The organism is Streptomyces sp. PTY087I2 (assembly GCF_001687325.1).
Taxonomy (GTDB): domain Bacteria; phylum Actinomycetota; class Actinomycetes; order Streptomycetales; family Streptomycetaceae; genus Streptomyces.
The window spans coordinates 11,872-32,223 of sequence record NZ_LZRD01000031.1 but is presented as its reverse complement, the minus strand read 5'-3'; the positions used below and the strand labels follow the sequence as shown (position 1 = coordinate 32,223).

General features: G+C 70.7%; 17 protein-coding genes. 6 read left to right on the top strand and 11 right to left on the bottom strand.

Features of this window, described 5'->3' with window-relative positions; all coding sequences use genetic code 11:
* Positions 1–219 precede the first annotated feature (219 nt).
* The gene (locus tag A3Q37_RS29250) at positions 220–2,589 is read right to left on the bottom strand and encodes an MMPL family transporter (protein WP_065489011.1); all 2,370 of its coding nucleotides are present in this window, start codon (positions 2,587–2,589) and stop codon (positions 220–222) included.
* A gap of 158 nt (positions 2,590–2,747) precedes the next feature.
* Here A3Q37_RS29250 and A3Q37_RS29245 point away from each other — a divergent pair, with 158 nt between their 5' ends.
* The 3 genes from A3Q37_RS29245 (at position 2,748) to A3Q37_RS29235 (ending at position 6,599) form a co-directional block, all read left to right on the top strand.
* On the top strand, positions 2,748–3,491 hold the full coding sequence (locus A3Q37_RS29245) for a TetR/AcrR family transcriptional regulator (protein ID WP_065489088.1): 744 nt from the start codon (positions 2,748–2,750) through the stop codon (positions 3,489–3,491).
* A 98-nt stretch (positions 3,492–3,589) separates the two neighbouring features.
* Positions 3,590–3,907: a heavy-metal-associated domain-containing protein gene (locus A3Q37_RS29240; protein ID WP_065489010.1), complete on the top strand. Its 318-nt coding sequence runs from the start codon at positions 3,590–3,592 to the stop codon at positions 3,905–3,907.
* A 100-nt stretch (positions 3,908–4,007) separates the two neighbouring features.
* Positions 4,008–6,599 carry a cation-translocating P-type ATPase gene (locus A3Q37_RS29235; RefSeq protein ID WP_065489008.1) on the top strand — a complete coding sequence of 864 codons (2,592 nt, stop codon included), beginning with the start codon at positions 4,008–4,010 and terminating at the stop codon, positions 6,597–6,599.
* A gap of 499 nt (positions 6,600–7,098) precedes the next feature.
* On the opposite strand, the gene A3Q37_RS29230 is transcribed toward A3Q37_RS29235, so the two are convergent.
* The 4 genes from A3Q37_RS29230 to A3Q37_RS29215 all read right to left on the bottom strand — a co-directional run bounded on the left by A3Q37_RS29230 (position 7,099) and on the right by A3Q37_RS29215 (position 12,766).
* Positions 7,099–8,397: a citrate synthase gene (locus A3Q37_RS29230; protein WP_006124608.1), complete on the bottom strand. Its 1,299-nt coding sequence runs from the start codon at positions 8,395–8,397 to the stop codon at positions 7,099–7,101.
* Between the two features lie 215 nt (positions 8,398–8,612).
* On the bottom strand, positions 8,613–10,838 hold the full coding sequence (locus A3Q37_RS29225) for an ATP-dependent RecD-like DNA helicase (protein ID WP_065489006.1): 2,226 nt from the start codon (positions 10,836–10,838) through the stop codon (positions 8,613–8,615).
* Positions 10,839–10,912: 74 nt separating this feature from the next.
* Complete coding sequence (locus A3Q37_RS29220; RefSeq protein ID WP_065489004.1) at positions 10,913–11,596, bottom strand: response regulator transcription factor; 684 nt, start codon at positions 11,594–11,596, stop codon at positions 10,913–10,915.
* 36 nt (positions 11,597–11,632) lie between these two features.
* A complete protein-coding gene (locus A3Q37_RS29215; protein WP_065489084.1) occupies positions 11,633–12,766 on the bottom strand; it encodes a histidine kinase in 1,134 nt (377 codons plus the stop codon).
* 217 nt (positions 12,767–12,983) lie between these two features.
* On the opposite strand from A3Q37_RS29215, the gene A3Q37_RS29210 reads away from it, so the two are divergent.
* Positions 12,984–13,586, top strand: a complete 603-nt coding sequence (locus tag A3Q37_RS29210) for a hypothetical protein (protein WP_065489003.1) — start codon at positions 12,984–12,986, stop codon at positions 13,584–13,586.
* On the opposite strand, the gene A3Q37_RS29205 is transcribed toward A3Q37_RS29210, so the two are convergent.
* Both A3Q37_RS29205 and A3Q37_RS29200 read right to left on the bottom strand, forming a co-directional pair.
* Positions 13,579–15,009, bottom strand: coding sequence for a DUF4157 domain-containing protein (locus tag A3Q37_RS29205; protein ID WP_065488999.1), 1,431 nt, complete (start codon positions 15,007–15,009; stop codon positions 13,579–13,581). The genes A3Q37_RS29210 and A3Q37_RS29205 overlap by 8 nt on opposite strands.
* Positions 15,010–15,153: 144 nt before the next feature.
* On the bottom strand, positions 15,154–15,522 hold the full coding sequence (locus A3Q37_RS29200) for a hypothetical protein (protein WP_065488998.1): 369 nt from the start codon (positions 15,520–15,522) through the stop codon (positions 15,154–15,156).
* 180 nt (positions 15,523–15,702) lie between these two features.
* On the opposite strand from A3Q37_RS29200, the gene A3Q37_RS29195 reads away from it, so the two are divergent.
* Positions 15,703–16,527, top strand: coding sequence for a helix-turn-helix transcriptional regulator (locus A3Q37_RS29195; protein WP_065488996.1), 825 nt, complete (start codon positions 15,703–15,705; stop codon positions 16,525–16,527).
* The gene (locus A3Q37_RS29190; protein ID WP_065488994.1) at positions 16,514–16,738 is read left to right on the top strand and encodes a DUF397 domain-containing protein; all 225 of its coding nucleotides are present in this window, start codon (positions 16,514–16,516) and stop codon (positions 16,736–16,738) included. The genes A3Q37_RS29195 and A3Q37_RS29190 overlap by 14 nt, the downstream gene beginning before the upstream one ends.
* A gap of 4 nt (positions 16,739–16,742) precedes the next feature.
* Here the strand turns inward: A3Q37_RS29190 and A3Q37_RS29185 are convergent, their stop codons facing one another.
* The 4 genes from A3Q37_RS29185 to A3Q37_RS29170 all read right to left on the bottom strand — a co-directional run bounded on the left by A3Q37_RS29185 (position 16,743) and on the right by A3Q37_RS29170 (position 20,003).
* Positions 16,743–17,393, bottom strand: coding sequence for a peptidoglycan recognition family protein (locus A3Q37_RS29185; RefSeq protein WP_065488990.1), 651 nt, complete (start codon positions 17,391–17,393; stop codon positions 16,743–16,745).
* Between the two features lie 96 nt (positions 17,394–17,489).
* Positions 17,490–18,371, bottom strand: coding sequence for a lysozyme (locus A3Q37_RS29180; RefSeq protein ID WP_065488986.1), 882 nt, complete (start codon positions 18,369–18,371; stop codon positions 17,490–17,492).
* 274 nt (positions 18,372–18,645) lie between these two features.
* Positions 18,646–19,455, bottom strand: coding sequence for an MBL fold metallo-hydrolase (locus A3Q37_RS29175; protein WP_065488984.1), 810 nt, complete (start codon positions 19,453–19,455; stop codon positions 18,646–18,648).
* The gene (locus tag A3Q37_RS29170) at positions 19,452–20,003 is read right to left on the bottom strand and encodes a DinB family protein (protein ID WP_065488982.1); all 552 of its coding nucleotides are present in this window, start codon (positions 20,001–20,003) and stop codon (positions 19,452–19,454) included. The genes A3Q37_RS29175 and A3Q37_RS29170 overlap by 4 nt, the downstream gene beginning before the upstream one ends.
* Between the last annotated feature and the right edge of the window lie 349 nt (positions 20,004–20,352).

Genomic DNA, 20,352 nt, shown 5'->3' with positions numbered 1-20,352 from the left:
CTTTCCGTTGAGGAAATTTTAGGCCGGATGAACATGAAAGCCCAGGTCAGCGGCGCTTTGCCGATGCCGTCGGCGGGGCTGTGGAGCCTCCCTGGCGGGCGGAGGAACCGGGTCCCCGCCCGCCACCCGTTCGGCGGCGGGCGGGGCCCTCCTGTCGTGCCTGGAGGGCATTCCCCGCTTCCCCGAGGACCCTTTCCGGGCGACTTTCCCGCGCGGGTCTCAGCGTCGCGCCGGTTCGCCGATATCCCTGCTCGCGCCCGATATCTCCTCGGCCTCCGCCGCCGCTTGCGGGTCCCCCACGCCTCCCCGGTCTCCCGGATCCGGCGCAGCGGCGGGGGCGACGGCCGGGGCTGCCTCCCCTTCGCTCAGGCCGAACCTGCGGTGGAAGGCCCGCAGGGGCGCGGGGGCCCACCAGGTGGAGCGGCCCATCAGCTTCATCACCGCGGGGACCAGCAGGCTGCGCACCACCATGGCGTCCATCAGGACCGCGAGGGCGATGCCGAGCCCCAGCATCTTGGTGTTGGTGACCCGCGAGGTGCCGATGGCCACCATCACGACCGCGAGGATCACGGCGGCGGCGGTGATCAGCCCGCCGGTGTGCCGGAGCCCGAAGGTGACGGAGTGCTCGTGGTCGCCGGTGCGGTCGTACTCCTCCTTGATCCGGGATATCAGGAAGACCCCGTAGTCCATGGAGAGTCCGAAGGCCACGCAGAACATCAGGACGGGCAGCGTCGTCTCGATGTCACCCGTGCTGGTGAAGGCGAGCAGCCCGGAGAGATTTCCGTCCTGGAAGACCCAGACCACCGCTCCGAACATCGCGGTCAGGCTGAGGGCGTTGAGCACGACCGCCTGGAGCGGGATGAGCACGCTGCCGGTGAGCAGGAAGACCAGGAGCAGCGTCACGACCACGATGATCGCCAGGGCCCAGGGCAGCCGGTCGGCTATGGCGTCCTTGGAGTCGACGAGGACCGCCGCCGTGCCCGTGACCGAGGTGTCGAGGGAGGAGGCGGAGGGCACGGCCCTCAGGTCCCGTACGAGCTGCTGGGTCTCCTCGCCCACGGCTTCGCCCTTCGGCAGGACGCTGTAGTAGGCGACGGAGCCCTCGACGACCGGGCCGTCGACCCGCAGGACACCGGGGAGCTGTTCGATCCGGCTCTTCAGGTCCGCGTACTCGGTGCGCGACCCCTGCCCCTCGGCCAGCACCTCCAGGCCGCCGCCGGGGCTGCCGGGGAACCCTTCGCGGATGTGTTCCTGGACGACCCGGGACTCCGCGGAGGCCGGGAGCTGGCGGTCGTCCGCCGTGCCGAACTTGACCCCGAGGAACGGCAGTCCGAGGAGCAGGAGCCCGACGGTCGTGACGATGGCGAAGACGGGCGCCCTGCGCATCACCAGCGCGCCCAGCCATGCCCAGCCCCGGCCGGACGACGCGGCAGCGCCACCGGCGGAACCCACCCCGGGGCCTCCGGCCGCAGCACCCGCCGCGTCCGCCCCGGCCGTCGTGGCCGTCGCGGTCTTCTTCCGGCGGCGGAAGAGTCGGCGCAGGTCCAGCGAGTTGATCCGGGGGCCGAGCAGCATCAGTGCCGCGGGCAGCAGGATCAGTGCGGCAGCGGCGGCCAGGAGGACCACGGCGATCCCGGCGTAGGCGAAGGACCGCAGGAAGTACTGCGGGAAGACGAGCATGGCCGACAGGGACACCGCCACGGTCAGCGCGGAGAACAGCACCGTACGCCCGGCGGTCCGCAGCGTCGTGCCCACCGCCGTCCGGGTGTCCGCGCCGGTCGCCAGCTCCTCGCGGAAGCGGCGGACGATGAACAGGGCGTAGTCGATGGCGAGTCCGAGGCCGAGGGCCGTGGTGAGGTTCATCGCGAAGACCGAGACGTCGGTGAACTCCGTCAGCCCTCGCAGCACGGCGTTGGTGCCGAGGATGGCGACGATGCCGACAGCCAGCGGCAGCATCGCGGCGACGGCGCTGCCGAAGACCATGACCAACAGGACGAGCGTCACCGGCAGGGCGATCAACTCGGCCCGCAGCAGATCCTCCTGGATGATCGTCTGCATCTCGTGCTGCACGGCGACGGGCCCGCCGAGGGAGACCGTCACCGGCCCCCGCTCCCCCGCGAAGGCCGGGGCCAGCCGGTCGAGCGTCTCGCCCGCGGTCTTCTCGTCGCCGCCGATCCGGGCGGCGATGATCGCCTCACGGCCGTCCTCGGAGCGCAGGGCGGGCGATGCGGTCTCCCAGTAGGACCCGACGCCCGATATCCCCGGCTCGACCTTCAGCCGCTCCGTCAGGCGGGCGGCCTCGGCAGCCACCGCCGGGTCGTCGACGCTCGCCGAGCCGCTGTCCACCAGCAGGAGCAGATTGGGCTGCGAGGCGGGGAACTCCCGGGCCAGCACCTCCGTCGCGTACGTCGACTCGGAGTCGGGGGCCTGCCAGCCGCCGCTGCCCATCCGGTCCGCCACCCCGCTTCCGGCGAACACGGCGAGTGCGGTGATCACGAGCGCGGCCAGCAGCGCGAGCCGTGGCCGGGCGGTGACGAACCGGGTCCAGCCGCCGACCGGGGGCGGCGCGGAACGGTTGACTTCGGGCATGGTGCGGTGTCCCCTTCACCGAGACCCGGGCAGCGCAGGGCAGCATGGGTCGGTCGTTGCCGTTTATCGCGGCAAACACGAGTAGTCGCTCGCGTTTCTCTAGAATGCGAGCGACCACTCGCGTTTGTCAATCGCGTCATGAGAGCTGGGGATTGACCGTGCCGGAGGCCAAATCGAACAAGACCGCCGCCGAGGCCGCCGTCGAAGCGGCCACCGAGGCCGCCGCCGGGGCCACCACCGACGGGGCACCGGGCGCCGCCCGCCCGCGCCGCCGCCAGGCCCGCGGCGAGGCCCGGATCGCCCAGTTGCTCCGGGCCGCCGCGAGCGTCTTCTGCACCAGCGGCTACACGGCGTCCAGCACCAACGCCATCGCCCGCGAGGCGGGGGTGTCGCCCGGCACGCTCTACCAGTTCTTCCCGAACAAGGAGGCCATCGCCGTCGAGCTCGGCGACCGGCTGCTGGACCGCTGGCGGGACACCTACGGCGCCGCTTTCGACCAGAGCCATACGGAGCTGCCGCTCGACCGCATGCTGGACGCCATCCTCGACCCGCTCATCGCCTTCAACTGCGAGAACCCGGCGTTCTCCGTCCTGATGCACGGCTCGGAGATCCCCGGCCGGATCACCGAGGCGCACGACACGCTGCACGCCACGATGCTGACGCGGGTCGAATCGGTGCTCGCCGACTACCTTCCCGACATGCCCGCCACCCAGGTCCATCACATCGCCGAAATGGTCTTCATGGTCTTCAAGGCCGGGCTGGACCTGATCATGGCCAACGAGGGCGAGGAGCGCGCGGCCTACATCCAGGAGCTGAAGACGGTGATGTTCCGCTACCTGGCCCCCCTGGTCGGCGACGATGCGGGGTGCCCGGCGCCGACGGAACACATTGATACCCCCTAGGGGTATAGTATGGGTGAGGCGAGGACACCACGGGGGCCTCTCGGGTCCCACGCACCCCGCCGTACCGCCCGAAACGTGTTCGCGAAGAGGAGAACGTCATGACCGCCGAGACAGAGACCACGCCGTCCACCGGTTCCTGCTGCTCGCCCACCGGCTCCTGCCACGACGGCGCGGCCGACGTGCAGATCCAGCAGGCCGACTCGGTCACCGCCGTGTACCAGGTCAAGGGCATGACCTGCGGCCACTGCGAGGGGGCCGTGTCGGAGGAGATCTCCGGGATCGCGGGCGTCACCTCGGTCGCCGCCGTCGCCTCCACCGGTCTGGTCACCGTCACGTCCAAGGCCCCGCTGACCGAGGACGCCGTCCGTGCCGCCGTGGACGAGGCCGGTTACGAACTTCTCGGCCCGGCCGCCTGAGCGCCGGCCCTCGCCGCACCACCCGTCCGCCGTCGGGCCGGCCGCACCAGTCGATACTGGTGGGGTACGGCCCGATCTGCGTTTTCCAGGAGTTCCGGACATGGCCAGCACAGCAGCAGCCGACTTCCCGGCCGCCGACGCCTCCGAGGCCGAGCTCATGATCGGCGGGATGACGTGCGCCTCGTGCGCCGCCCGCGTCGAGAAGAAGCTCAACCGGATGGAGGGCGTCACCGCCACGGTGAACTACGCGACCGAGAAGGCTCGCGTCACCTTCGGGGAGGGGCTGAAGCTGGGGGATCTCGTCGCCACGGTCGAGAAGACCGGCTACACGGCCCGCCCCGTCGCCCAGCCGGTACGGAGGGCGGCGCCGGCGGGACCTGCTCCCGCCACGTCCGCGCCTCCGACCCGGACTCCGGCGACGCCCGCCGGCCCCACCCCTGACCTGCCGTCCGCGGCAACGCCCTCGGCCTCGGCAACGCCCGCCGGCCCCACCCCTGACCTGCCGCCCGCCGCAAAGCCCTCGACCTCGGCAACGCCCGCCGGCCCCGCCCCTGAGGCCGCCCGGGAGGAGGCCGCCCCGGACGCCACGCCGGAACTCAAGCCGGAGTCCACGCCGGATCCCGCGCCGGAGCTGACGCCGGGCCCCACCGCGGACCTCACCCCGGCGCCCTCCCCGGAACCCACCCCCGACTCCGCCGCCCAGGACCTGGAAGCCGAGCAGGAAGCCTCCCTCGTCGCGCTCCGGCAGCGCCTCGTCGTCTCCGCCGTGCTCGCCACCCCCGTCGTCCTGCTCGCCATGATCCCGGCGCTCCAGTTCGACTCCTGGCAGTGGCTCTCCCTGACGCTGGCCGCACCCGTCGTCGTCTGGGGCGGCCTGCCCTTCCACCGTGCCGCCTGGACCAACGCCAAGCACGGCGCGGCGACAATGGACACGCTGGTCTCCCTCGGCACGCTCGCCGCGTTCGGATGGTCGCTGTGGGCCCTGTTCCTCGGCGACGCGGGCATGCCCGGGATGCGCCACGGCTTCGACTTCACCATCTCGCGCGCCGACGCCACCTCGACGATCTACCTGGAGGTGGCGGCCGGAGTCATCACGTTCATCCTGCTGGGCCGCTACCTGGAAGCCCGTGCGAAGCGGAAGTCCGGCGCGGCGCTGCGGGCCCTGATGCACCTAGGCGCGAAGGACGTCGCCGTACTGCGAGGAGGCCAGGAGGTACGCGTACCGGCGAGCACGCTCGTCGTCGGCGACCGCTTCGTCGTGCGTCCCGGGGAGAAGATCGCGACGGACGGAACCGTGATCGAGGGCTCGTCCGCCGTGGACGCCTCGATGCTCACCGGTGAGTCCGTGCCCGTGGAGGTCACCACCGGCGACTCCGTCACCGGCGCCACCCTCAACGCCGGAGGACGCCTCGTCGTCGAAGCCACCCGCGTCGGCAACGACACCCAACTCGCCCGCATGGCCAAACTCGTCGAGGACGCCCAGAACGGCAAAGCCTCCGCACAACGCCTCGCCGACCGCATCTCCGCCGTCTTCGTCCCCATCGTCATCGCACTCGCCCTGGGCACCCTCGGCTACTGGCTCGGCAACGGCGCCGGACCCACCGCCGCCTTCACCGCAGCCGTCGCCGTCCTCATCATCGCCTGCCCCTGCGCCCTCGGCCTCGCCACCCCCACCGCCCTCATGGTCGGCACCGGACGCGGCGCCCAACTCGGCATCCTCATCAAAGGACCCGAGGTCCTGGAGACCACCCGCCGCATCGACACCATCGTCCTCGACAAGACCGGCACCGTCACCACCGGCCGCATGACCCTCCAGACCACCCACACCGCCCACGGAACCACCGAAACCGAAGCCCTTCGGCTCGCCGGAGCCCTGGAGAACGCCTCCGAACACCCCATCGCCCAGGCCATCGCCACCGCCGCGACCGAGACCACCGGCCCCCTCCCCACCCCCGAGGACTTCGCCAACATCCCCGGCCTCGGCGTCCAGGGCACCGTCGAGGGCCACGCCGTCCTCGTCGGCCGGCCCCGGCTCGTCGCCGATGCGGGCGTCCCTCTGCCTCCCGCCCTGTCGCAGGCCCTGGAGGAGGACGAGGCCCACGGACGTACGGCGGTCGTCGTGGCCTGGGACGGGGAGGCCCGGGGCGTGTTCGGGGTGGCGGACGCGGTCAAGGACAGCAGCGCGGCCGCCGTGGCCGAGCTGCGCGCCCTCGGGCTGGAGCCCATCCTGCTGACCGGCGACAACCGGGCCGTGGCGGAGGCCGTGGCGCGCGAGGTGGGCATCGACCAGGTCCACGCGGAGGTGCTCCCCGAGGACAAGGTGGAGGTCATCGAGCGGCTTCAGGCCGAGGGCCGGGTCGTCGCCATGGTCGGCGACGGGGTCAACGACGCCGCCGCGCTGGCCACGGCATCCCTGGGGCTGGCGATGGGCACTGGGACGGATGCGGCGATCGAGGCGAGCGACCTCACACTGGTTCGTGGAGATCTCAAGGTGACAGCTGACGCAATCCGCCTTTCCAGGCGTACGCTGGCCACCATCAGGGGCAACCTCTTCTGGGCCTTCGGGTACAACGTTGCGGCCTTGCCCCTGGCTGCAAGTGGCCTGCTCAACCCTATGATCGCGGGAGCCGCCATGGCGTTTTCGTCCGTGTTCGTCGTCACGAACAGCCTCCGGTTGCGTGCCTTCACGTAACTTCCACAAAGAGATTTAGATCACACCGATTTCAGGGTAACCATCCGGTGGGTTCGAGAGTCTTAGAGTGCGATTGCCAAGGGATGTCTTGGGGGACGTCCGACGGAGTGTCTTGGGGGACGCTCCTGATGGCATGCGTTGGCCGGGGCACGTGCACCGGGGAGCTTTGAGCGGCCCTCCCGTGCGTACGTACCCCGGCAGATCGCGGCACAACAGAACAACAGGAGCTACGGCTCCTTGCAGACGCCCGGCCGGATCCCGTGGGGGGAATCCGCTCCGGGATATGGGAAGCGCCCCGACCGTCGACCCGTGGGGGGATCGACGGCGGGGCGCTTCTCCCTTTCCGGCCCCGGGCCCCTGGCACCCGCACACGCCCCCGGAAACGCCGAATCGCCCCGGACACCGCGCTCTGTGCGAAGCGCGGTACGCGGGGCGAAGGCAGTCGGCCGAAGAGGCCGGGCACTACGGGGCGGACACGAGGTCCGGGCCGAGATCCGGGTCAGCGGCCCTCGACCGGGACGAAGTCGCGCAGGACCTCGCCGGTGTAGATCTGGCGCGGGCGGCCGATGCGGGAACCCGGCTCCTTGATCATCTCGTGCCACTGGGCGATCCAGCCGGGCAGCCGGCCGAGCGCGAAGAGCACGGTGAACATCTCGGTCGGGAAGCCCATGGCCCGGTAGATCAGACCGGTGTAGAAGTCCACGTTGGGGTAGAGGTTGCGCGAGACGAAGTACTCGTCGGAGAGCGCGTGCTCCTCCAGCTTGAGCGCGATGTCGAGCAGCTCGTCGGACTTGCCGAGCGCGGACAGCACGTCGTGGGCGGCGGCCTTGATGATCTTGGCACGCGGGTCGAAGGACTTGTACACCCGGTGGCCGAAGCCCATCAGGCGGACGCCGTCCTCCTTGTTCTTCACCTTGCGGATGAAGGAGTCGACGTCGCCGCCGTTGGCCTGGATGCCTTCCAGCATCTCCAGCACCGACTGGTTGGCGCCACCGTGCAGGGGGCCCCACAGCGCCGAGATGCCGGCGGAGATCGAGGCGAACATGTTCGCCTGCGAGGAGCCGACCAGACGCACGGTGGAGGTCGAACAGTTCTGCTCGTGGTCCGCGTGCAGGATGAGCAGCTTGTCCAGCGCCGAGACGACGACCGGGTCCAGCTCGTACTCCTGGGCGGGGACCGAGAAGGTCATGCGCAGGAAGTTCTCGACATACCCGAGGTCGTTGCGCGGGTAGACGAAGGGGTGGCCGATCGACTTCTTGTAGGCGTACGCCGCGATCGTCGGGAGCTTCGCCAGCAGGCGGATCGTCGAGAGGTGGCGCTGCTTCTCGTCGAACGGGTTGTGGCTGTCCTGGTAGAACGTGGACAGGGCGCTGACGACCGAGGACAGCATGGCCATCGGGTGGGCGTCGCGCGGGAAGCCGTCGAAGAACCGCTTGACGTCCTCGTGCAGCAGCGTGTGCTGGGTGATCTCGTTCTTGAACGCCGCCAGCTCGTCGACCTTGGGGAGGTCGCCGTTGATCAGCGTGTACGCGACCTCGAGGAACGACGAGCGCTCGGCGAGCTGCTCGATCGGGTATCCGCGGTAGCGCAGAATGCCCTGCTCACCGTCGAGGTACGTGATGGCGGATTTATAGGCGGCGGTGTTGCCGTACCCGCTGTCCAGCGTCACCAGGCCGGTATTGGCCCGGAGCTTCCCGATGTCGAAGCCCTTGTCGCCGACGGTGCTGTCGATCACCGGGTAGGTGTACTCGTCATCGCCGTACCGCAGTACTACAGCGTTGTTGGTGTGCTCGCTCACGTCATCCCTCACCGACGTAGTGCCTCTTCTTCGAGGTGCCCTGACTGTCTTCCACCCTCCCCCATTCGGCTCAGGAGAGTGCACTCGGGGTCGTCCATTGGACCTACTGGCGGCACTGAGTGCCGCCAACTTACTCATCCTGCCCCCTTGACGCCGGTTCCGGAAGACCTCCGTGATGTTTCCCACCGATTTGATCGATCATTTTTGTGCAGGGGTCACGAGAAGTCTTCGCCGGAGCCGCCCCGGAGCCGGAAATCCAGTGCCGTACAGCGTCTGCCTGCGGAAACAGTGCGGACCGCCTGGCCGATCGCCTTACGGGACCCGACCAGCACGACGAGCTTCTTCGCGCGGGTCACGGCGGTGTAGAGCAGGTTGCGCTGGAGCATCATCCAGGCACTGGTGGTGACGGGGATGACGACGGCCGGGTACTCGCTGCCCTGGGAGCGGTGAATCGTCATGGCGTACGCGTGGGCCAGCTCGTCCAGCTCGTCGAAGTCGTAGCCGATCTCCTCGTCCTCGTCGGTGCGGACGGTGAGCTTCTGTTCGTCCAGGTCGAGGGCGGTGACGACGCCGACGGTGCCGTTGAAGACGCCGTTCTCGCCCTTGTCGTAGTTGTTGCGGATCTGGGTGACCTTGTCGCCGACGCGGAAGACGCGGCCGCCGAACCGCTTCTCGGGGAGGTCGGGGCGGCCCGGGGTGATGGCCTGCTGGAGCAGCCCGTTCAGATGGCCCGCGCCGGCCGGGCCCCGGTGCATCGGGGCGAGGACCTGCACGTCACGGCGGGCATTGAGGCCGAACTTGGCCGGAATGCGGCGGGCCGCGACATCGACGGCGAGTCTGCCCGCGTCCTCCGTCTCGTCCTCCACGAAGAGGAAGAAGTCGCTCAGCCCCTCGGTGAGCGGGGGCTGTCCGGCGTTGATGCGGTGCGCGTTGGTGACCACGCCGGACTGCTGGGCCTGGCGGAAGATCCGGGTGAGCCGTACGGCGGGGACGGGGCCGCCCTCCGCGAGGAGATCGCTCAGCACCTCCCCCGCGCCGACCGAGGGCAGCTGGTCCACATCGCCCACCAGGAGGAGGTGGGCACCGGGTGCCACCGCCTTCACGAGCTTGTTGGCGAGCAGCAGATCGAGCATGGAGGCCTCGTCGACGACGACCAGATCGGCGTCGAGCGGACGGTCCCGGTCGTACGCCGCGTCCCCGCCCGGCTTGAGCTCCAGCAGCCGGTGCACGGTGGAGGCCTCGGCCCCGGTCAGCTCGGAGAGGCGTTTGGCGGCGCGCCCGGTGGGGGCGGCGAGCACCACCTTGGCCTTCTTCGCCCGGGCCAGCTCGACGATCGACCGGACGGTGAACGACTTCCCGCAGCCGGGGCCGCCGGTCAGGACGGCCACCTTCCGGCTGAGCGCGAGCCGTACGGCCTCCTCCTGTTCGGGCGCGAGCGAGGCCCCCGTACGCGTGGCGAGCCAGGCCAGGGCCTTGCCCCAGTCCACGTCCTGGAAGGCCGGCATCCGGTCCTCGCCGGTGTTCAGCAGCCGTCTGACCTGCCCGGCGAGGGAGAGCTCGGCCCGGTGGAAGGGGACGAGGTAGACGGCCGTGATCGGCTCGCCGCCCTCGGGCGACGGCACCCTCTCCCGTACGACGCCCTCCGGGTCGGCGGCCAGTTCGGCCAGGCACTCGATGACCAGCCCGGTGTCGACCTGGAGCAGCTTGACGCCGTCCGCGATGAGCCGTTCCTCCGGGAGGTAGCAGTGCCCCTGGTCGGAGGACTGGGACAGGGCGTACTGGAGCCCGGCCTTGACCCGCTCGGGGCTGTCGTGCGGGATGCCGACGGCCTGGGCGATCCTGTCGGCGGTGAGGAAGCCGATGCCCCAGACGTCGGCGGCCAGCCGGTAGGGCTGGTTCTTCACGACGGAGATCGAGGCGTCCTCGTACTTCTTGTAGATGCGGACGGCGATGGAGGTGGAGACGCCGACGCCCTGGAGGAAGACCATGACCTCCTTGATCGCCTTCTGTTCCTCCCAGGCCGCCGCGATCATCTTCGTGCGTTTGGGGCCGAGGCCGGGGACCTCGACGAGCCGCTTCGGTTCGTTCTCGATGATGTCGAGGGTGTCGACGCCGAAATGAGTGGTGATCCGGTCGGCCATGACGGGCCCGATGCCCTTGATCAGCCCGGAGCCCAGATAGCGGCGGATGCCCTGGATGGTGGCGGGCAGCACGGTGGTGTAGTTCTCCACGGTGAACTGCTTGCCGTACTGGGAGTGCGAGCCCCAACGGCCCTCCATCCGCAGCGACTCACCGACCTGCGCGCCGAGCAGCGCACCGACCACGGTGAGAAGGTCGCCGCCGCCGCGCCCGGTGTCGACGCGGGCGACCGTGTACCCGTTCTCCTCGTTGGCGTAGGTGATCCGCTCCAGGACCCCTTCGAGGACGGCCATGTTGGACATGACCCGACGCTACCGGGTGGCGCTGACAGTGCGGTTCGGGGGCGGGATTCCCACCTGGGGGAATCCCTGGCGCACTACTCCTGTGGGGCCGGGTCGGCCAGTCCGTTCTCCCAGGACCAGGCGGCGATGCCCACCCGGTTGCGGACCTTCAGCTTGGCCTGGACGTTGGCGATGTGAGTCTTGGCCGTGCCCGCCGTGATGAAGAGCTTCTCGCCGATCTCGGCGTTGGTGAGGCCCTCGGCGACCAGCCGGGCGATCTCCTGTTCCCGGGCGGTGAGAGGCGACGGATCCGGGGGCGCCACCGGGCCGCGGGCGGCGGGGGCCAGGTCCCGGAGCAGCCGGACCGTGATCTGGGGGCTGATGAGCATGTCCCCCGCCATCGCCGCCCTGACCCCTTCCAGCAGCAGCCCGGGGCCCGAGCGCTTGAGCAGGAAACCGCAGGCGCCGTCGCGCAGGGCCGTGCGTACGTAGTCGTCGTGGTCGAAGGTCGTGACGACGAGGACGCGCATCGGGTCGCGTACGCCGGGGCCCGCGAGGCGCCGGGTCACTTCGAGACCGTCCAGGCCCGGCATCCGGATATCGGCGAGGACCAGGTCGGGCCGCAGGGTGCGGGCGAGGTCGACGGCTGTGAGGCCGTCGGCCGCCTCGCCGACCACGGTCATGTCGGGCTGCGAGCCGAGGATGAGCCGGAACCCGCTGCGGACGTCCTCCTGGTCGTCCGCGATCAGGATGCGGGTCGGGCCGAGGGGTGTCGTCATAGGGTCCTCTCCGTCGTCATGGGGCGTGCTCCCTCGTCATAGAGTCTTCTCCGTCGTCATGGGGTCCCCGTCCATGAGCGGGGCGGCCGGCAGGACGGCGGTGAGCTGCCAGCCGCCGTCGCCGTGGGGCCCCGCCGAGAGGGATCCGCCGAGAGCTTGGGCGTGCTCGGTGAGCGCGGGGAGGCCGAGGCCGCCCCGGGAGGCGCGGCGGGCCGGGGCGAGGCGACCCGAGGAGCGGGCTGCGGGACGGGCAGCGGGGTCGGTGCCGCTGTCGTTGGTGATGCGGATCTCCACCGTGGTGGCCGTGGGTGTGAAGGCGACCGTGGCGCGGGGTGCGTCGGGGGCGTGCCGGCGGATGTTGGTCAGGCCCTCGACGACGATGCGGTACGCGACCGAGCCCGCCTCGCGCGAGAGCCGCTCCGCGACCGGACCGGGCAGGTCGAGATGCGCCTCGGTGGCCCCTGCGGCGGTGAAGTCCTTTATCAGGAGGGGAAGTTGGGACACGTCGGGGAGCGGTTCGATGGCGGCCGTCTCCGGACCGTGCAGCATCCGCACCGTCCGGTCCATCGAGGCCAGGGCGTTCAGGCCCGCCTTTTCGATACGTTCCAGGGCGAGCACCGCGTGGGAGGGGTCGGTGGCGGCGACGAAGCGGGCCGCCTGGGCCTGGACGACGATCCCGCTGATGTCGTGGGCGACGAAGTCGTGGAGGTCCCGGGAGAGTTGAAGGCGCTGTGCGCTGCGGGCCTCGGCCACCGCGCGCCGACGGCGCAGTTCCTGGCGGCGGGGGTAGGCGCCCGCCGCCACCGCGGCGGCCACGGGAAGAAGCCAGGAGGTAGCGATCCCGATGGATTCCAGAAAGGACTCACCGGTGACCAGCGGCAAGGGCCAGAGGGTCACCGCGAGGGCGGCCGGTGGGAGGGCCCACGCGAGGTGGGACACCCGCGACCAGCGGGTGACCGCGGCCACGAGTACCAGCAGGAGGGCGGCCTCCGCCAGCTTCCAGCCGGCAGCCGGTCGCGGCAGGCCGAAGCTGGTGATCAGGGAGAGGGCCGCGCACACCGCGGCCGGGAGGGCGAGGCGGCCGAGCCGCTGACGGACCGCGGTGCGGCGGCAGGCGACGGCCCACACCAGTGAGCCCGCCGCGGCGAGCGACGGCAGGGCGCCGAGCATGACGGCCGGGCCGGTTGATTCCCCCATACCGATCAGCGTACGGGGACGGAACGGGCCGGGCTCTCTGCCGAACAGCACAGAACGGCCTTTCCTCGGTGCGGACTTCGCGCGGCTCTGTGCCGATCGGCGGATGGGATCGAGGGCGGCGGAAGGCGAGGCTTGAGCCGTTCGCCCGACCACGGCAACACAAGCACCCTTCAGAGCAACGGAGTTCGCCATGCCCGACACCGCGAGCAGACCGGGGCGGCGGCCCGCCGTGTCCGGCACCCCGGCCACCGGGATACCCGTCACGTCCGCGCCCCGAGTCCCCCGTTCCATCCGCCTTGCGGCACACGCCGCCGCACTGACCCTGGTGCCGTCCGGGCTGTGGCGCGTCGCCGTCGCCCTGGGCTGGGACTCCGGATTCACCGAGGAAGACCTGAGCCCCGGGAACTTTCCCGGCATCACATCCTTCTACCTCATCGGCGTCACCCTGCTGACCGAGGCGATCGGCCTGCTCACCCTGGGCCTGATCCAGCGATGGGGCGAGGAAATCCCTTACTGGGTACCGCTTCTGGGCGGTCGGCGGATCCCTGTCCTGGCGGCGGTGATCCCCGCATCGACCGGCGCGGCGCTCGTCACTCTCATCACGATCTCCGGCGCGTTCAACTGGAACGACGCGGACAACATGGGTGCCGCCGGTTCTCCCGAAGGCGTCCACTACTGGGTGATGACCGCCTGCTATCTGCCGCTGCTGGCCTGGGGGCCGCTGCTGGCGGTGGTGACGGCGGCGTACTACTACCGTCGAAGCGGGGCCAGGCGGGTCGCCTTCGTCACATGAGCTTCCGGCGGCCGGTCTCACTCCTGAGGCCGCCCACGTTGATCGGCTGGAGGATGACGGTGATCGCGCCGGCGGAGAAGTGCCGCACCGGGCCGCCGGTGTTCCGCCCGTGGAAACTGTTCGGCAGCGCGTGCCCGTTGGTCGGGTCCGTTCCCGCCGTATACATGTCGATGATGCCCTCGTGGCCCTGACGGGCCTTCGCGTCGTTGCCGTCCGCGGCCTGTTCCACGGTGATGCGGTCGTCGCCGTCCACCGCGACCACGGCCGCCACGTGGTAGGGCCACCCGCTGGCGTTGGCGGGCCGCTCGTGGTCGCCCTGCCACGCGGTCTCCACGATGGCGAACGCCTGGCCGGGGACCGGCCGCTCCTCGCCGTTCGCGTACGGGCCGCCGGGGCGGGCCGCCGCGTAGGCCTGGGCGCCCGCCACGTTCTCCTGGTCGCCCAGGCCGAACTGGGCACCGCCCAGGGCGAATGCGCTGGCGTCCTGCCCGAGGGCCAGCCGCTGCTGGTGCATGATCTCCTCGGCCGTGTGGGCGCAGTCCGCGAGGAAGGACGTCGTCGGCTCGTACTCCACGTACGTACGGCCCCCGATGGGACCGCTCTCCCCGGTCGGCTTGCAGTACCGGGGCGCCGGGGCGCCCTCCAGGACCCAGATGACGGTGGTGTCCTCTCCCGGCGTGAGCACCATGAGGTAGAGGCCGTTCGCCGAGAGCCGTACGTTCCCCAGCTCGTCGGTGTGCCCCTCGGAGAAGCGCTGGACGGCCGTCGCACCGGCACCGTGTGCCGTGTGCCGGGCGCCCTGCTCGCTCCGGTCACCCTCGGGGCTCTGCTCGGGTGTCCGCCTCATCACCCGGACCGCGTTGGCCTCGGCCTCGCGCTCGAAGCGGTCGCCGGGGTCGGAGACGCTCAGCCCGGACCCGTTGTCCGTACCGGCCACCGGGCCCTGACGCTGCTGGATGACGTGCGTCAGCTCATGGGCGAGCGTGTGCTTGTCGCCGCCGCCGTCACCGATGACGACGTGGTTGCCGGAGGTGTAGGCACGGGCCCCCACCTCGGCCGCGGAGGCGCGGGCCGCCGAGTCGGTGTGCAACCGGACGTCGGAGAAGTCGGAGCCGAGCCGGGACTCCATCTCCTCGCGCAGCGGTGCGTCCAGCGGTCTGCCCGGCGCGCGCAGCACCTCGTGCACGGTGGAGCGCTGGACCGGCTCCGCGGCGGGCTGCCCGTGACCGCAGTCGGGGCCGTGCCGGTGGCGGTCGCGCTGGAGCATCCGGAGGACGGCGGCGTTACCGGTGGTGCGCTGGAGAGCGAGAAGCGTGTCGGGCGCCCGGCCGCCCGGGGCCGCCGCCTCCCCCGGCCGCTCGGCGGCGCCCCTGGCGGGGCGCTGCGGCTCCTTCTCGTTCTCTTTCGGCTCGTGCGCGCGCATGGACTTCCGCTCGTAGGACTCGTTCGGCAGGGCTGTGTTCTTCCTGCCTACCCGGTGCGGCGGTCGCGGGTAAGGGCTGTACGGGACACGGTGTGGTGGCCCGTGGGGGCAACGCGCCCGGCCGGTGGGCCCGGGAGCGGCCACTCACGGAGAGTTTTCGTCCGGTTTGCCCTCCTCCTCGCTCGGTTCGGGCCGGTCCGGCAGGAGCGCGTCCAGCCGCGAGCCGCGGCTCTCCGCGACGCGCACGATCTGTTGCAGCGACTCGGTCAGCCGGCCCGCCAGAAAGCGGACCTGTTGCCCGGTGGACCCGTCGTCGGCCAGCAGGTCGACGGCGTGGCCGAGCAGTTCGTCCGCCATGTCGAGCTGGATACTTTCGACTTCGTCGGCTTTCCGCGAGACATAGCCGATGCCGTCCCCGACGACGTAACAGGGCTTCCCGCCCTCGCCCGTCCACGGCAGCAGCCGCATCGCGGAGATTGCGGCCCGGTCGGTGTGTTCGCTGCTCACGTTCATGCCGTAACCGGCTTCGGGAGCCGGGCGATGGCGCGCTTCATGTCAGCCTGCTTTCTGGGGGTGACCATGCGGGGGTTTCTCTTTCCGTAGCGAACCCATCACAGAGTGACGTCGTTCGTCGCTACGCTGCCAGGGGATCGGGGATGACAGCGCGTCCGTCAAGACGGGGAGTTGGACTGCATGGGCACGAAGCAGGGGCCGCGTACGCCGAGGCAGAAGTACGGCGAGGAGCTGCGGCTGCGGCGTATCGCGGCGGGGCTGACGCAGGAGGCCCTGAGCGAGATGGTCGTCTGCTCGCCGACCCTCATCAGCCATTACGAGGCGGGGCGGCGGCTGCCGAGTCCGGAGGACGCACGGCGGATCGACAAAGCTCTCGGGACGGACGGGTTCTTCGAGCGGTGGCTGGAGGACCTGGAAACGAAGTACGACAAAAACTTCGCCGCCGTCGCGGAGTTGGAGCAGCAGGCGGTGCTCATCCAGCAGTTCGCACTGACACTCGTTCCCGGACTGCTACAGACGGACGACTATGCGCGGGCCCTGTTCGAGGCGTACCGCCCCAACCACCGGAAGGAGGATATTGACAAGGAGGTCGTCATTCGAACAGAGCGTGCCCGCGTGCTCGACGGCCCGCTGAACCCAGTGCTGTGGACGCTTCTGGACGAGGCTGTGCTGCGACGGCGGGTCGGTGGTCCGCAGGTGATGGCCACACAACTGCGGAAGGTCGCAGATCTTGCCGAAGCGGGGCGACTGCGGCTGCATGTACTGCCGTTCGAGGCCGGAGCGCATTCTCTTCAGCAGAGCCTGCTGACGCTGATGAGCTTCGCGGACTCGGCCCCGGTGGCGTACGTCGAAGCCTTCCAGACGGGCAACCTGATGGATGATCCACGCTTGGTGGCGTCCAGCCGCACGGCCTACGATCTCGCTCTGGGCGATGCGTTGTCGCACCAGGAGTCGGTGGTCCGCGTGCGGACCGCAGCGGAGGAGCACGAGCATGGTCACCAATAGGCGGAGCGTCGCGGACCCCTCCACCCTCACGGGCTGGTACAAGTCCAGCTACAGCGGCGGGAACCAGGGCGAGTGCCTTGAGGTCGCCCGTGGCCACGCCGCCGTCCCCGTCCGCGACAGCAAGGCCGCCGACGGCCCGGCCGTCGTCTTCTCCGCCGACGGCTGGTCGTCCTTCGTCACCGCGCTCAAGGGCGGACGCCTCTCCGCCTGATCGCTCAGCCCATGCTCGCCGCGACCTCGCTCCGGAGCTGCGGCAGCTTGTCGTGCAGGATGCCCGGGCAGAGGGTGTCGCCGAAGTCCTTGTGTCCGTACAGGCGGCTGGGCGCGATGCCGTACTGGTGGCAGACGTACGCGCAGAGTGCCACCAGGACCTCCCACTGGGCCTGCGGTGGCTGGGCGCCGTCGTGGTACGCGCCCTCGTTGGCGATGCCGATGCCCTGGTCGTTCTGGCCGGACGTGTGGGCGCCGAGGACGAAGTCGCTGCCGCCGCGCAGGGTGGTGAGGCTGCGGTGGCGGCCCTCGGTGATCCAGCCGCCCCGGCTGATGAGGAAGTGGTAGCCGGTGTCGGTCCACCCGTTCTGGTCCATGTGCAGGTCCTGGACCCAGTGGGCGTGGCGGTGGGCCTGGGCGCGGGAGACGTCGGAGGTATTGGCGCTGACCGTGTGGTGCACGATGATCTTCGTCGGCCGTTTTCCGACCAGGCTGATGGGAGTCTGCGGCGGGCGGGCCTGCCACTGGGCCGTGCCGTCGATGTCCGGTTCGACGACGGTGGGGAGGGCGTGGGCCGTGCCCGGTAAGGCGGCTGCGGCCAGGCCGCCGGCGCCGGCGAGCAGGATGTGGCGGCGGGAGGGCTGGGGAAGGTTCACGGCGGGCTCCTGGGGGGGGTAGGGCGGGCACACGGTGGGGGGTGCGGCCGGGTGAGCCGCCGACGGGCTCACCCGGCCGCCGCCCGATCGGGCCGGCTACGGCGTGTTGTTGGCGAGGGCCTGGAGCCGGGCGAAGCTGCCGTTGAACTTGTTGCGGTCCACGTCGCCGGAGACTCCGCCGACCCGGCCGGTGGCCGAGTACTGCCAGATCGTCCAGGTGGGGAAGCCGGCGGGGATGGTGGGGCTGGCGGTGCCCCAGTGGGCCACCCAGAGCGGGGACTTGGCGGCCATGCCGGTCCAGCTGCCGGTGCAGGTGTTCCACCAGCTGGCCGTCGTGTAGATGACGACGTCCCGGGTGGTGCGGGACTTGTACGTGTTGTAGAAGTCGTTGATCCACGTCCGCATCTGGGTCGTGGAGAGGCCGTAGCACATGGCGCCGTACGGGTTGTGCTCGATGTCCAGCACACCGGGGAGGGTCTTGCCGTCCTGGGACCATCCGCCGCCGTTGCTCGCGAAGTAGCCTGCCTGCGTCGCCCCGTTGGAGACGTCGGGCCGGGCGAAGTGGTACGCGCCCCGGATCAGGCCGGCGTTGTAGGAGCCGGTGTAGTTGGCGTTGAAGCTGCTGTCCTTGAAGCTGGTGCCCTCGGTGGCCTTCATGTAGGCGAAGTCGATGCCCGCGGCCTTGACCGAGCCCCAGTTGATCGACCCCTGCCAGTGGGAGACGTCGATGCCCTGGACACCGCTGGTGTCCATCGGGGTGATCCCGCCCGCCGCCGAGGACGCGGGGCCCTGCTCGATGCGGGTCCCCGCACCCATCCACGCCTGTCCGGACCGGACCGGCTGGTCGGGTGCGGGCGGCGCGGCGGCGGCCGTGCCCGTTCCGGTGAGGATCAGCGCCACGGCACTGCCGAGAGCGCCGGCCAGCACAGCGCCTCGGGGTCTCTTGAGTCGGCGGGACGGAGAACGGTACGCGAGCATGGCCACCTCCGGGCACGTTGACGAGGACGGGATGCGCACGGCATGGCATCCGAATGGCATCCGATAATCGGATGCCATGCACATGTCACGAGTAACGCACGGGCACGGAAAGGCGTAAAGGGGCCTTTTGGTCTAGACCTGTGTCGCCGCTCTTCACCTGCGAGAACGTGCCGAACCGGCGAAAATTTTCATTTCTGAAGGCTGTGGCCGCCGTTGACCGACGCCCTGGCCCGGCTCGCGGAGTTGCGGGGCTGATCCCGGCCGGAAGGTCGCCTCAGCCCACTGTGAAGGAGGCTCCGGGCGTGGCGTACTCGACCGGGCCCGCGTAGCGTGTCGCGGCTCGGGACACCGCCTGTTCCGGGGTGACGAAGCGGCCGACGTGCGTCACGATCAGCCGTTCCGCGCGGGCCGAGCGGGCGGTGTCGCCGGTGTCCTCCGGCGTGTGGTGCACCTGTTCTTCCCCGGTGTCGGGCCCCCGGTCGCTCTCGGCCTCGCAGAGCAGTACGTCACACCCCTCGGCCAGGTTCGTCAGAGCGGGGCAGGGCGCCGTGTCCCCCGAATACACCAGCGACCGGCCGGCCGATTCGATACGTACGGCGAAGGCGGGGATACCGTGCTCGACCGCCCTGCTGGTCAGGGTGAGCTCCCCCACCCGTACGCGGTGGCCTTCGTGCAGTTCCTCTACGGCGAAGGCGGACTCGACCGGGCTGCGCGTCCCGGTGTTGGTGAGGAAGTGGGCGAGCCGGTCCGCCGTGCCCGGCGGGCCGTACAGCGGGATCGGGGCCGTGAGCCGGATGTCGGCGAAGAGCAGGCCGTAATAGGCGGTGAGGAGGTCCGCGCTGTGGTCGGCGTGCAGATGCGAGATCCATATCGCGTCCAACTCGTCGAGCCGGACATGCCGTTGCAGCTCGGCCAGCGTCCCGCTGCCCGCGTCCACCCAGACGCGGGCGCCGCCTCCCGACACCAGGTAGCCCGAACACGGGTTGTCCACGGTCGCGTAGGGGGTCGCGCACCCCAGAACGGTGAGCCGGAAGGGCCGTCGGTCGTCGGTCGTCGCCGCGCCCCGGGCGAGGTCCCGGCTCATCCCGGGTCCTCGCCCGTCAGGCCGTCGACCGACTCGCGGATCAGGTCGGCGTGGCCGACATGGCGGGCGTACTCCTCGATGAGGTCCAGAAGGATGCGGCGCAGGTTCGGGCGTTCGCCGCTGCGGGTGACGAAGGCGCCGAGCTGGTCCAGGCCCTCGCCGGTGCTGAGTGCCTTGTCGACGACGGCCCGGGAGCGGGCCGCCGACTCCCGCCACAGGGTGCGCAGGTGCTCCGGGGTGTCCTGGGCGGCGGTGCGGTAGGCCCAGTCGGGGTCGTTGGCCCAGTCGACCGTGTTCCACGGCGCGCCTACCGGGACGCCGAGCCAGAGGCGGGCGAAGTGGCTGTCCTCGACATGGGCCAGGTGCTTGAGCAGGCCGCCCAGGGTGACCGAGGACGCGCCGACCGTGGCCCGCAGTCCGGCCGCGTCCAGGCCGGAGGTCTTCCAGGCCAGCGTGGCCCGCTGGCGTTCCAGCGCGCCGAGGACGGCCGCCGCCTCCGTACCGGCGAGGGGAGGTTCGGGCCACTCTTCCGCTGTGCTCTCCGTCATGGCGGCAGATCCTAACGAACTGCCCCGGCCGCCTCGGCGGCGGACAGTGGGCGGGAGCAGGCGACGAGCGGGGGCCTCGGCAGTTCGGTGACGTCCTTATTCGGTGGCTGGTGCGGCGGTCCCCTTGTTACGGTGCTCGCGCCTCGACCGCGGGACCGACCGCGGGTGACCTCTGGGCGTAAGCCCTGGAAAGCAGTTGATGTATGCCCCGGCCAGTGACTCCGAGCCTCCCTCGTCGCGCCTGTGGCGCCGGGGTGACCGGGTCCGACCGTCCGCGGCCGCCGTACGCGACCGACTGCTGACACCTCACGGCAGGCTGCCGTCGCGCAGCCGTCCGGCCCCGCTCCCC